Annotated in this window: 11 protein-coding genes; 3 read left to right on the forward strand and 8 right to left on the reverse strand. The window is 46.6% G+C overall.

Going from position 1 to position 12,273, the window contains the following annotated elements:
- The first annotated feature begins 31 nt into the window (after nt 1-31).
- The 3 genes from K1Y79_RS12195 to murI all read left to right on the forward strand — a co-directional run bounded on the left by K1Y79_RS12195 (nt 32) and on the right by murI (nt 2,308).
- Nucleotides 32-754 (forward strand): EcsC family protein, encoded by a 723-nt coding sequence (locus K1Y79_RS12195; RefSeq protein WP_220250299.1) that lies wholly within the window; start codon nt 32-34, stop codon nt 752-754.
- A 73-nt stretch (nt 755-827) separates the two neighbouring features.
- Nucleotides 828-1,493: a carbonic anhydrase gene (locus tag K1Y79_RS12200; protein WP_220250300.1), complete on the forward strand. Its 666-nt coding sequence runs from the start codon at nt 828-830 to the stop codon at nt 1,491-1,493.
- Nucleotides 1,490-2,308, forward strand: coding sequence for a glutamate racemase (murI, locus tag K1Y79_RS12205; protein WP_220250301.1), 819 nt, complete (start codon nt 1,490-1,492; stop codon nt 2,306-2,308). Before K1Y79_RS12200 ends, murI begins: the two co-directional genes overlap by 4 nt.
- Nucleotides 2,309-2,493: 185 nt before the next feature.
- Here the strand turns inward: murI and K1Y79_RS12210 are convergent, their stop codons facing one another.
- From K1Y79_RS12210 to K1Y79_RS12245, 8 genes are all read right to left on the reverse strand, one after another.
- Nucleotides 2,494-4,626: a S9 family peptidase gene (locus tag K1Y79_RS12210; RefSeq protein ID WP_220250302.1), complete on the reverse strand. Its 2,133-nt coding sequence runs from the start codon at nt 4,624-4,626 to the stop codon at nt 2,494-2,496.
- Between the two features lie 39 nt (nt 4,627-4,665).
- Nucleotides 4,666-6,048: a Gfo/Idh/MocA family protein gene (locus K1Y79_RS12215; protein ID WP_220250303.1), complete on the reverse strand. Its 1,383-nt coding sequence runs from the start codon at nt 6,046-6,048 to the stop codon at nt 4,666-4,668.
- A gap of 112 nt (nt 6,049-6,160) precedes the next feature.
- Nucleotides 6,161-6,925 (reverse strand): succinate dehydrogenase/fumarate reductase iron-sulfur subunit, encoded by a 765-nt coding sequence (locus K1Y79_RS12220; RefSeq protein WP_220250304.1) that lies wholly within the window; start codon nt 6,923-6,925, stop codon nt 6,161-6,163.
- Between the two features lie 28 nt (nt 6,926-6,953).
- Nucleotides 6,954-8,927 carry a fumarate reductase/succinate dehydrogenase flavoprotein subunit gene (locus K1Y79_RS12225; protein ID WP_220250306.1) on the reverse strand — a complete coding sequence of 658 codons (1,974 nt, stop codon included), beginning with the start codon at nt 8,925-8,927 and terminating at the stop codon, nt 6,954-6,956.
- Nucleotides 8,928-8,946: 19 nt separating this feature from the next.
- Entirely contained in the window at nt 8,947-9,636 is a 690-nt protein-coding gene (locus K1Y79_RS12230; RefSeq protein WP_220250307.1) for a succinate dehydrogenase cytochrome b subunit, read from the reverse strand.
- Nucleotides 9,637-9,890: 254 nt separating this feature from the next.
- A complete protein-coding gene (locus tag K1Y79_RS12235) occupies nt 9,891-10,454 on the reverse strand; it encodes a hypothetical protein (RefSeq protein WP_220250309.1) in 564 nt (187 codons plus the stop codon).
- 88 nt (nt 10,455-10,542) lie between these two features.
- Nucleotides 10,543-11,355 (reverse strand): N-acetylmuramic acid 6-phosphate etherase, encoded by an 813-nt coding sequence (gene murQ / locus K1Y79_RS12240; RefSeq protein ID WP_220250310.1) that lies wholly within the window; start codon nt 11,353-11,355, stop codon nt 10,543-10,545.
- Nucleotides 11,356-11,370: 15 nt separating this feature from the next.
- On the reverse strand, nt 11,371-12,213 hold the full coding sequence (locus K1Y79_RS12245; RefSeq protein WP_220250312.1) for an N-acetylglucosamine kinase: 843 nt from the start codon (nt 12,211-12,213) through the stop codon (nt 11,371-11,373).
- Nucleotides 12,214-12,273: the final 60 nt, after the last annotated feature.

Consider the following 12,273-nt stretch of genomic DNA (forward strand, 5'->3'; position numbering starts at 1 on the left):
TTTGTGGTTTATTCTTTGTAAGATTCTCTATATGGACGTATATCTGCAACAAGTCAAGAAAGAGCTCAGAACATGGCAGAAGGCCATGCAGCGCGGGATTAGCCTTCCCGGGAGGCTCTCCCGGGGGGTACAGAGGAAAATCAACCGCGTTATTCCCGAAAAGGTACATCGCGCGATGACTACCGCAATTAAACAGATGACCCGGGGCGTAATATCAGGGGCAGGCTTCATCAGTCCGCCGCCGGTATATGAACACGACCTGGCCGTACGGGAAGCTCGTGTGAAGTCCCGGATCACGTTTTATAAAACGACTGCTGCTACAGAAGGCGCACTGACAGGCGCAGGAGGTATTCTGCTCGGACTGGCTGATTTCCCTTTGTTTCTGACCATCAAGATGAAAATGCTGTTTGACATTGCAGCATTATATGGCAAAGACGTAGATGATTACAGGGAAAGGCTGTTCATATTGCATATTTTCTTTATTACTTTCTCTACGCAGGACTTCCGTAACCGCCTCTACCCTGCTATTGCAGACTGGGATAATTACAGCAAGGACCTGCCGGATGATATCAACGCATTTGACTGGCGTAACTTCCAGCAGCAATACCGTGACTATCTTGATCTGGCTAAGCTGCTGCAACTTATGCCGGTAATAGGCGCAGCTGTAGGTGCATATGTTAATCACCGGCTAACAGATAAACTAGGTCAGAGCGCTATGAATGCCTATCGCCTACGGCTGATGAAACAGTTATGACCGCTTTACTTATCTTTACCGCTCACAGGAATAATATACCATTTGAATCACCTTAACTTAAACTGCATACGTCATGACTAGTTACGATGAAATCTTCGACAACAACCGGCTGTGGGTAGCTAATAAAACTGCTACGGATAAGTCTTTCTTTGAAAAGCTGGCGAAAGAACAAAATCCTGATTATCTCTACATTGGTTGCAGTGATAGCCGTGTACCTACTAATGAGATCATGGGACTTGACGCCGGAGAGGTATTCGTGCATCGCAATATTGCCAACCTTGTTAACAGCGTTGACCTTAACGTAATGTCAGTCATCAATTACGCAGTACGCCACCTGAAAGTAAAGCATATTATTGTGTGTGGTCATTATAACTGCGGCGGCGTAAAAGCAGCTATGCAGTCTGCCGATCTTGGTATACTGAACCCATGGCTGCGCAATATCCGGGACGTATACCGCCTGCATCGTCAGGAACTGGATGAAATCGAAGAAGATCACCTGCGCTTTAACAGACTGGTAGAACTCAATGTACAGGAACAGTGTGTAAATGTGATCAAAACAGCAGCAGTACAACAATCATATGTAAATGACGGATATCCTACCGTACATGGCTGGGTATATGACCTCTATACTGGTAACCTGATTGATCTGAAAATCGACTTTGAAGGTATCCTGCACAATATCCAGGAAATTTACGACCTGACAGGTAAAGGACTCATGAAAAAAAAGGATGATCAATGACAGGGCCTATCGGTGTTTTTGATTCAGGCTACGGCGGACTAACCGTACTGAAAGAAATTATAGCTACGCTACCACAATACGACTATGTCTACTTTGGCGATAATGCCCGCGCGCCATATGGCAACCGGGGCTTTGACACCATACATACCTATACACTACAGTGTGTGCAGCATCTGTTTGATAAGGGCTGCCCACTTGTTATACTGGCATGTAATACTGCATCAGCAAGGGCGCTGCGCACTATCCAGCAGAAAGATCTGCCAAGGATAGCGCCTGACAGGCGGGTACTCGGTGTGATCAGGCCTACAACAGAAATGGTAGGTACACTTACACAAAGCAGTGAAGTAGGGATTCTGGCTACTAAAGGTACGGTAGCATCCGAATCGTATCCGATAGAGATTAATAAGTTCTTCCCCCATGTGAAGGTGCATCAACTGGCCTGTCCGATGTGGGTACCCATTGTTGAAAACGGAGAAGCAGATGGTGAAGGAGCCGACTATTTCGTAAAGAAATACCTGGATCAGATACTCACTGACGCACCTGACATCGACACGCTTGTACTTGCCTGCACGCATTATCCGATTCTCACTAAAAAGATCAGGCAGTTCCTGCCTGGCGGCATCACATTGCTCTCGCAGGGTAAGATTGTCGCACATAGTCTGAAAGACTACCTGCACAGACATCCGGAGATGGAAATACGGCTCAGTAAAAACGGTGGCCACAAGTATTTTACAACAGATGATCCGGTGATCTTTGAAAAACAGACGGAAATCTTTCTGGGGGAAACTGTCAAGACTGAATATATAGCTCCCTGAGCTGATGATATAAACGAAAACGTGGAGGCATCAACAACAAAGAAACGTCTTCAGCATAGCTTGAATAAGCACCTGATTCTATCAGATAGCGAAATAAAAATAGGCTGCTCAATATTTTGAGACAGCCTATTTTTTTTATTTCATTACCTGAAGATATCAGGTAGTGCTTTGATTCAGTATACCAGTTACTTACCTTCCAGATCCAGCAGGAAAGCATATTGCAAAGCAATGTCTTCCAGCATCTTGAAACGACCTGACGCTCCACCATGTCCTGCTTCCATATTCGTATGCATCAACAGCATATTATTATCTGTTTTCAGTTCTCGTAGTTTGGCTACCCATTTGGCAGGTTCCCAATACTGTACCTGCGAATCGTGCAGTCCTGTTGTTACCAGCATATTCGGATAAGCCTGGGCTGTCACATTATCATAAGGAGAATACGATTTCATGTAGTCATAATATTCCTTCTTCTTAGGATTACCCCACTCGTCAAACTCACCGGTCGTTAAAGGAATGCTCTCATCCAGCATAGTCGTTACTACGTCTACAAAAGGCACGGCAGCGATCACGCCATTCCATAAACCCGGACGCATATTTATTACTGCACCCATCAGCAAACCACCAGCGCTACCGCCCATTGCATACAGATGTGAACTATCAGTATAATGTGACTTCACCAGGTAGTCGGCACAGTCTATGAAATCAGTGAAAGTGTTCATTTTCTTAAACAGCTTACCATCTTCATACCATTGTCTGCCCATCTCTTCGCCCCCTCTGATATGAGCAATTGCATAGGCAAAGCCCCTGTCTAGCAAACTTAGACGGTTGCTGCTGAAGGAAGGTTCGATACTGTGTCCATAAGATCCATATCCGTATAGTAACAGTGGCATCTTACCGTTCTTTTCAAACCCCTTTTTATACACCAGGGATACCGGTACCTTAACACCATCTCTGGCGGTGACATATACACGCTCTGTCACATAGTTCTTAGGGTCATATCCACCCAGTACTTCCTGTCTTTTACGCAGTTCGTTTTTCTTTGTATCCATGTCATAATCATACGTGGATACCGGCGTTTGCATAGAAGTATAGGAATATCGAAGGGTTTTGGTATCGAACTCCGGGTTGACAGAGATAGATGCCACATATGCCGGTTCGTCAAACTGCAGGTAATAATCATCTTTTGTTTGTGAGTTGATCACACGCAGCTGTGTAAGACCATTTTTACGCTCGCTGAGCACCATATGATTCCGGAACAGTTCAATACCTTGTAAGAGCACGTCTGTACGGTGAGGAAGTACTTCTTTCCAGTTGTCGCGGGTAGTCTTTTCCAGCCCACATTCCATCAGTCTGAAGTTAACCGCATCCCAGTTGGTAACGATGTAGAACTTGTCATCCTTATGATCAACCTCATACAGATGGTCGCGTTTACGAGGTTCAAAGGTCCGGAAAGCATCGTCCGGCTTTGAAGCATCCAATACCCGGTATTCGGTAGACACAGTGCTACTGCTCTGTATCAGGATGAATTTACCTGATTTGGAACGCTCGACACCTACATAGAAGGTCTCATCTTTTTCATTGAAGATCTCTTTATCCTGCTTAACATCTGTACCGGCCACGTGTCGCAGCACGCGTTCTTCTCTCAGGGTAACTGCGTTCTTAACAGTATAAAAGAAGGTTTTGTTATCATTTGCCCAGGCAACGCTGCCGGATGTTTCCGGAATAGCGTCTGTCAGCAATTCGCCGGTCTGTAGGTTTTTGATATAGATCGTGTATTTACGACGGCTTACAGTATCAACACCATATGCCAGCCATTGAGCATCCGGACTGACAGACAAGCCACCTACCTGATAATACTCGTATCCTTTAGCCAATATATTTACGTTCAGGATTACTTCTTCTGCGGCCTCCAGACTACCTTTTTTACGGCAATAGATCGGATATTCCTTTCCATTCTCAAAGCGGCTGTAATAGTAATAACCATTCTTCAGGTAAGGTACGCTGGCATCGGTTTCCATGATACGGCCCCTCATCTCTTCATACAGCTTTTTCCTCAGTTCTTTATGAGGCTCCATGACTGTATCCAGGTACTTATTTTCGGCTGTCAGATAGGCAATGACTTTAGGATCATTGCGGTCATTCATCCAATAATACTTATCTACCCGGGTATCTCCATGGATAGTCATTGTAGTATCTATCTGCTCCGCTACCGGCGGTTTAGCTGTTTTAGTTTCGGCTGACATACTTTTCTTATTTTCCTTACAGGCAAACAGGCCCATGCCTGACAACATTATGACAAATGCAGCGGCTTTCCTCATAGGTGACAAATTGAGGTTACGAATGTAATACTATTACTGTTACACAATTCTCATTTTTTGCGCATCCCAGTTGATCACTTTCTTATTGAAATAACTCTCATTGGCAGCCAGTGCCGGGCCAGCAGCACGCAGTCCGAAAGAGGCGTCTTCTACAACCGGTTTGCCTGTACGCATCGCCTCAAAGAAGTTAATAAAGTGATCCAGGCGGGAATCGTACCCCTTTGGCGCGGCATACGCACTTTCTGAGCGTTGTGCAGGCTTCCGCTGATCGGGCGGATACTTCTCATTATACTGTTTTACATAAGCATCCTGCGTAGCTTTGGTAAAAGTATTCCAGGTATCCCATCCTCCATAACCAGGTGCAGCGGCCAGCTTATGTTTCTTTATCTTAAAGTCATCCCATCCAAGTTCGAGTACACCTTCGGTGCCTATAAAGCGGGTAAACTCTCCTCCCCCGCCACCATCGGCGAAGTTCACACGTAATGTCATCTGGAAGGCAGGATGTGTTTTTGTTTCGGGATAATCGAAGATAGCCACTACTACGTCAGGCACATCGCGTCCATCCTTCCATTGTACCAGGTTACCGCTGGAGTAGATACGCTCGGGGCCTAGGGACCCGGTGATGTAGTGCAGGCCTGAGATAAGATGTACAAACAGATCGCCGGGGATGCCTGTACCATATGCCCGGTAGTTACGCCAGCGGAAGAAGCGTACAGGATCGAAGGGTAGTTTGGCAGTATCTTTCAGGAAAGTATCAAAATCGATATTGCCGGGAGTAGCGTCCGGGGGAATAGAATACTGCCAGGCTCCTAAAGCATCATGGCGATCCATGCGGGCCTCCACAATATTCAGCTGACCAATCTCTCCGGCCTCATAACGCTTCTTTGCCTCGGCCAGGGCAATGCTGCTCACCCGCTGACTACCCACCTGAAAAACAGCCTTTGTACGCTGCTGAGTGGCAATCACCTTATGCCCTTCTTCCACCTGCTGCACCATAGGTTTTTCGCAGTAAACAGCTTTCCCTCTTTCCATAGCATCGATAGAGATAGTATCATGCCAGTGATCGGGGGTGGCGACGACGACTGCATCTATATCTTTCCTGTTGAGCAGTTCGCGGTAATCGCGGGTAGTAAACACATTTTTACCGTATACTTCTTTCACCTTATCCAGATGTCCGTTATAGAGGTCGGCGGCGGCTACAAATTCGACACCGGGCACTTTCAAGGCGGTATCTACGTCACCGAAGCCCATAATACCCATACCGATACAGCCGATACGGATCTTATCATTGGCAGAGATGCGGGTATCGGGATGCAGCAGATGTACCTGTTCTTTCCCGAAGGTTGCCAATGAACCGGCGCCAAACAAGGCAGCTGTACCTCCTAGGTTGCGGAGGAATTTTCTCCTGGAATTGTCTGTCATAACGTAAAATTTGAGTGCTGAAGGGTTTTTTAACTTAAACAATATACAAAAAAAATCCCCCTCGTTTTAGCGAGGGGGAACATGGTATTCACCAATACAATCTTGACAACTACTATTTTTCATAGCTGAAACCAGCGACGATGTATTCGCGGTTCAGTCGTGCGATGTTTGTCAGGGAGATCTCTTTAGGACACTCTGCTTCGCAAGCGCCGGTGTTGGTACAGCTACCGAAACCTTCTGAGTCCATCTGAGCGATCATATTCAGCGCTCTGGTTTTCTTTTCCGGGTGACCCTGTGGCAGCAATGCCAGCTGGGATACCTTAGCGGAAACGAACAGCATCGCTGAAGAGTTTTTACAAGCTGCTACACAAGCGCCGCAACCGATACAGGCTGCTGCAGCAAATGCCGCATCTGCTTTATCTTTTGCCACCAGGATATTATTAGCATCCTGCGCGTTACCTGTATTTACAGATACATAACCACCTGCTGCGATGATACGGTCAAAAGCACCTCTGTCAACAGTCAGATCTTTTACTACAGGGAAAGATCCTGCTCTCCATGGCTCAACAGTAACGGTATCGCCATCTTTGAACGCACGCATGTGCAGCTGACAGGTAGTAGTACCAGCCCATGGACCGTGTGCACGGCCATTGATGTGCATGGAACAAGCTCCGCAGATACCTTCACGACAATCGTGGTCAAATGCGATAGGCTCTTTACCCTCATTGATCAGACGCTCATTCAACACGTCAAACATTTCAAGGAATGACATTTCGGAAGAAATACCTGAAACCGGGTAAGTTTCAAAATGTCCCTGTGCGTCTGTGTTTTTCTGTCTCCACACTTTAAGTGTGAGATTCATGTTATAATGTTCCATATCTATTGGACTATTACTGTTGTGAATATTATTTATAGCTACGCTGAGTTGGTTTACATTCTACAAACTCAAGTGGCTCTTTATGCAGCTCAAACTGGCTAGGTCCTTTATATTCCCATGCAGCTACGTATGCAAAGTTAGCGTCGTCACGTTGTGCTTCACCATCTTCTGTCTGGGACTCTTCACGGAAGTGACCACCACAGGATTCACGACGGTTCAGTGCATCTACGCACATCAGTTCACCCAGCTCCAGGAAGTCAGCCACACGGCCTGCTTTTTCCAGCTCAGGGTTGTACTCGTTAGCATCGCCCGGGATACGTACATCTTTCCAGAACTCCTCACGTAACTGCTGAATTTCCACGATTGCTTCTTTCAGACCTTTTTCGTTACGTGCCATACCGCATTTATCCCACATGATCTTACCCAGTTTCTTGTGGAAGTGGTCAACGGATTTGGTACCCTTGATGCTCATCATTTTATTGATAGTATCCTGTACGTGCTTCTCTGCTTCAACGAAAGCAGGATGATCAGTCGGGATAGCTTTCGTTCTGATATCGTCAGCCAGGTAGTTACCCAGTGTGTAAGGGATTACGAAGTAACCATCTGCCAGACCCTGCATCAGTGCGGAAGCACCCAGACGGTTAGCGCCGTGATCAGAGAAGTTAGCTTCACCCAGTGCATAGAGACCGGTGATGGAAGTCATCAGTTCATAGTCAACCCACAAGCCACCCATGGTATAGTGTACTGCAGGGTAGATACGCATTGGTACTTCGTATGGGTTTTCACCGGTGATCTTTGCATACATATCGAAGAGGTTACCGTATTTCTCAGCAACTACTTCTTTACCCAGTTTAGTAATGTCTGCAGAAGAAGCGTTGTGCAGGTTACGTTTATTTGCTTCGATCTTACCATAACGCTCGATCGCAGCTGCGTAATCCAGGTATACCGCCTGTCTTGAGCTACCTACACCATAACCGGCATCACATCTTTCTTTGGCAGCGCGGGATGCCACGTCACGTGGTACCAGGTTACCGAAGGCAGGATATCTTCTTTCCAGGTAGTAGTCTCTTTCTTCTTCAGGAATATCAGAAGGTTTACGGTTGTCGTTCTGTTTTTTAGGTACCCATATACGACCATCGTTACGCAGTGATTCAGACATCAGTGTCAGTTTGGACTGATGGTCGCCGGAAACGGGGATACAGGTAGGGTGGATCTGGGTATAACAAGGGTTGCCGAAGTAAGCACCTTTACGGGTAGCTTTCCAGGCAGCTGTTACGTTAGATCCCATAGCGTTTGTAGACAGGTAGAACACGTTACCGTAACCACCGGTACACAGCAGAACTGCGTGACCGAAGTGACGCTCCAGTTTACCGGTGATCAGGTCACGGGCGATGATACCGCGCGCCTTACCATCGATCGTAACTACTTCGAGCATCTCGTGACGGCTGTACATAGTAACGTTACCCAGTGCTACCTGACGCTCCAGTGCAGAGTAAGCGCCTAACAGCAGCTGCTGACCGGTCTGACCGGCAGCATAGAAGGTACGTTGTACCTGTGTACCACCGAAAGAGCGGTTGCTCAGCAATCCACCATATTCACGGGCAAAAGGAACACCTTGTGCCACGCACTGGTCTATAATATTGCCACTTACCTCTGCCAGACGATGCACATTCGCTTCGCGGGCACGGTAGTCGCCACCTTTTACAGTATCATAAAACAAACGGAAAACGGAGTCACCGTCGTTCTGGTAGTTCTTTGCAGCGTTGATACCACCCTGCGCAGCAATACTGTGCGCACGGCGTGGGCTATCCTGAAAACAGAACGCCTTCACTTTATAGCCTAACTCTCCCAAAGATGCAGCGGCAGATGCCCCTGCCAGACCGGTACCCACTATGATCACTTCCATGTTGCGCTTGTTAGCCGGGTTAACCAGCTTACAGTGCCCCTTATAATCTTCCCATTTCTTGTCTAATGAACCGGCAGGAATTTTTGAGTTCAACATATATCCTTACTTTACTTTACTAAACTAATTTGAAATGAATACAGATAGGGATGATGGCAAAACCTATTGGAATGATCACCCCGAATAACCATACACCAACGAAATTGATCAGGCCATTGTACTTTACATGGTTCAGACCGAACGTCTGGAAAGCACTTTTGAAACCGTGAATCAGGTGGAAAGACAGACCAACCATACCGATTACATAAACCGCAACCAGCCAGCCCTGTTCAAAAGCAACACGGGTTGCATAGTACAGGTCTCTAACAGGATGGATCATACCCTCATAGGTTTTTTCGTTCATCTCACCATAGTGCATCGTCCACCAGAAATCTTTCAGGTGAATACACAGAAACACAAACAGGATACTACCCATGATAGCCATCTGACGGCTAAACCAGGAAGAAGTCTGGTTACCCGGGTTGACAGCGTACTTCACAGGACGTGCAGCTCTGTTACGGAATGTGAGTTGAAAAGCAAGAATAGCGTGGATAAGAATAACGATCTTCAATCCCCAGGCGATGAATTGAATAAGGCCATTGTGACTCATGAATGCGGCATAAGTATTAAAAGCTTCGCCCTCATCGTTTTTGAGTAACGAAAGATTACCAGCCAGGTGCACGATTACAAAACTACACAGAAACAGGCCGGTAGCACCCACTAATAATTTTTTACCGATAGAGGTATTAAAGAACTGTGACCACTTCATAAGTTAAATTCTAAGCTTCCTTAAAAATGATATGATAATAATTCGAATATATCGCGCAAATTTAGCGCAGGAAAAATTAAAACCAAATGATATTTCTCAGTTTTTGGTTTCCAGGCGATAGCCGGCCCAACACCTGCCAAAGACAGCAGAATATCACCGGGCTGACCAGATCCATTAACACCTTCCTGCCGGAAAGTGCCGTTCAGTTCTCATACATGGAATTTAACAACGATGACTAGCCTTTGTTCGGCTGCCTACTCCAGGCGACGCATCATTGCATTGTCTATCAGCGTATAAAGGTGTTGTGGCTGGTAGGTACGCCACTTATCCACCTCCAGCAGGTGTACATAATTGTCCAGGTGAGCCCTGACAAACTCCTGTTTCGTCTGCTCAGGCATATTGATGCTCACAATCCAGCCCCCATCATCCCTGATGTCGTCCCACCACTCCTCATAGTAACAGTCATCTGAAGAGTGAAAGTTCATCACATTCTCGGTAATCAGTATGAACTTGTTGATGCCGGAACCGATCATTACGTCTATCACATCCCGCTTCAACGTCATTACATCATTCTCAATAGCATCATTCCATTCTCCTAATACCTCAATAATGGCATAGTTGAACTGGTACTCAGCAAACAGTACCTTAATGTACAGCGTGCGGGAACCAAACTCATCCCACTGCGGATGTACATAATAATTATACACGGTATTACTATAAGTAAACTCACTGTATTCCCTGCCATAAAAAGGAGATAACTCATCTTCTTCTGCTGTATACAGATGCCGCCAGTTATAAAAAGGTTCTATATCATGCATGTCACACTAGCTCTAAAATGTTCGTTTCTACAAATTTCGGCCTAAAATTCAAAAAATAGAAACGCTGCATGTCTGGAAAAATTCGTAACTATACATAGTCTTCCACGGCCTTTCTAACGCTGCCTGCTTTCAGCAATAATGCTTTGGCCTTCTCATAGTCTGTCAGCGACAACTTCTCCATCAGCATCTTGACACCTCTGTCTACCAGTTTGTCATTACTCAGCTGCATATTTACCATCTTGTTATCTTCTACCCTGCCCAGTTGTATCATCACTGCTGTCGAGATCATATTGAGTACCAGCTTCTGTGCAGTACCGCTTTTCATACGGGTACTGCCGGTAACAAACTCTGGTCCTACGACTACCTCGACGGGATAATCTGCCGCTGCTGACAATGGCGCTTCCGGGTTACAGCAGATGCTGCCGGTGATAACCCCATGTTCCCGGCACTTGTTCAAAGCCCCGATCACATAGGGTGTTGTACCGCTGGCGGCGATCCCTACGACTACATCTTTGTCAGATATGTCATATGCCTGCAGGTCTTTCCAGCCCTGCTCCCGGTCATCCTCAGCAAATTCAACTGCTTTACGGATGGCGGTATCTCCTCCTGCAATCAATCCTACCACCAGTCCATGTGGTACGCCGAAGGTAGGCGGGCACTCTGAGGCATCCACAACGCCCAGCCGTCCGCTGGTACCTGCGCCCAGGTAAAACAGACGTCCGCCTGCCAGCATCTTGTCTGCAATGGCAACCACCAGTTTCTCAATAGCTGGTTGCGCCTTGGCCACTGCCTGCGGAACGGTATGGTCTTCCTGGTTAATACTGGTCAGGATCTCCTGCACACTCATTTTCTCCAGGTGACGGTAGTTTGACGTCTGCTCTGTTACTCTCTGAAAAGACATTTGTAGTTGATTTGATTATTGATGATATGCCACCAGTCCATCCATGGGACTACGCAATATCCGGCCCATCTGCAGCTCATAGAGGTCGCACAGTTCCTGCAGGATGTCCTGGAAATGCCAGGCGATGCTACCTGTGAAATGCAGCGGGTGTGTCCAGCTTTCGCTGTACTTATAGATATGGTTGAAGAAAAATTCGTTTAAACTATCTTCCAGGATGTTTTCCACGATGAAATGCCCCCGGTTTTCGCCCAGGAAGCGGGCAAAACCTGCCAGATAACGGTTAGGCAAGGGCTTGCGGTATACATTTTCCAGTATTTCTTCGTGATTGGTATTATACTGTGCGTCAAAACGGGCCTTCAGCTCTTCATCAAACGAGTTGTACAGGAAATACTGCAACAGCTTCTTACCCAGGTAAGCGCCACTCCCCTCATCTCCCAGCACATATCCTAGTCCGGGATTGTTCTTTTTGACTATTGAACCATCGAAATAGCAGGAATTAGAGCCTGTACCCAGTATACTGACGATGCCGGGTTCTTTTCCACACAGGCCCCGGGCTGCGCCCATCAGATCATGATTCACCTCAATAGCGGCAACAGGCCATACTGCTTTCAGGGCGCTAGACACGATCTCGACACTCTTGCGCTGTAAGCAGCCGGTTCCATAATAATGCACCTCTTCTATCTGTGCGTCAGCAGGTAACTGTGGCAATAACTCCTTTTCCAGCAGTTCCTGTATCTGCCCTTCATTCAGGAAATAGGGGCTGATACCACCCGTCTTAAAACGACCTGCCTCCGGGGCTCCCAACAGGGCCCATTCAGCCTTGGTCGATCCACTATCTGCAATAAGCTGTACTTTCATGACACATCCGTTGAAGGTTGAGGTTTAATATACTATTTTTGCCACAAGTTAAATAAATAG

Source organism: Chitinophaga rhizophila, from assembly GCF_019492185.1.
GTDB classification, from domain to species: Bacteria; Bacteroidota; Bacteroidia; order Chitinophagales; family Chitinophagaceae; genus Chitinophaga; species Chitinophaga rhizophila.

Excerpts from the sequence above, each read along its gene's own strand:
- murI (WP_220250301.1), top strand. The coding sequence starts at position 1,490 with ATGACAGGGCCTATCGGTGTTTTTGATTCAGGCTACGGCGGACTAACC.
- K1Y79_RS12195 (WP_220250299.1), top strand. The coding sequence starts at position 32 with ATGGACGTATATCTGCAACAAGTCAAGAAAGAGCTCAGAACATGGCAG.
- K1Y79_RS12220 (WP_220250304.1), bottom strand. The coding sequence starts at position 6,925 with ATGGAACATTATAACATGAATCTCACACTTAAAGTGTGGAGACAGAAA.
- K1Y79_RS12225 (WP_220250306.1), bottom strand. The coding sequence starts at position 8,927 with ATGTTGAACTCAAAAATTCCTGCCGGTTCATTAGACAAGAAATGGGAA.
- K1Y79_RS12210 (WP_220250302.1), bottom strand. The coding sequence starts at position 4,626 with ATGAGGAAAGCCGCTGCATTTGTCATAATGTTGTCAGGCATGGGCCTG.
- K1Y79_RS12235 (WP_220250309.1), bottom strand. The coding sequence starts at position 10,454 with ATGCATGATATAGAACCTTTTTATAACTGGCGGCATCTGTATACAGCA.
- K1Y79_RS12230 (WP_220250307.1), bottom strand. The coding sequence starts at position 9,636 with ATGAAGTGGTCACAGTTCTTTAATACCTCTATCGGTAAAAAATTATTA.
- K1Y79_RS12215 (WP_220250303.1), bottom strand. The coding sequence starts at position 6,048 with ATGACAGACAATTCCAGGAGAAAATTCCTCCGCAACCTAGGAGGTACA.
- K1Y79_RS12200 (WP_220250300.1), top strand. The coding sequence starts at position 828 with ATGACTAGTTACGATGAAATCTTCGACAACAACCGGCTGTGGGTAGCT.
- K1Y79_RS12245 (WP_220250312.1), bottom strand. The coding sequence starts at position 12,213 with ATGAAAGTACAGCTTATTGCAGATAGTGGATCGACCAAGGCTGAATGG.
- murQ (WP_220250310.1), bottom strand. The coding sequence starts at position 11,355 with ATGTCTTTTCAGAGAGTAACAGAGCAGACGTCAAACTACCGTCACCTG.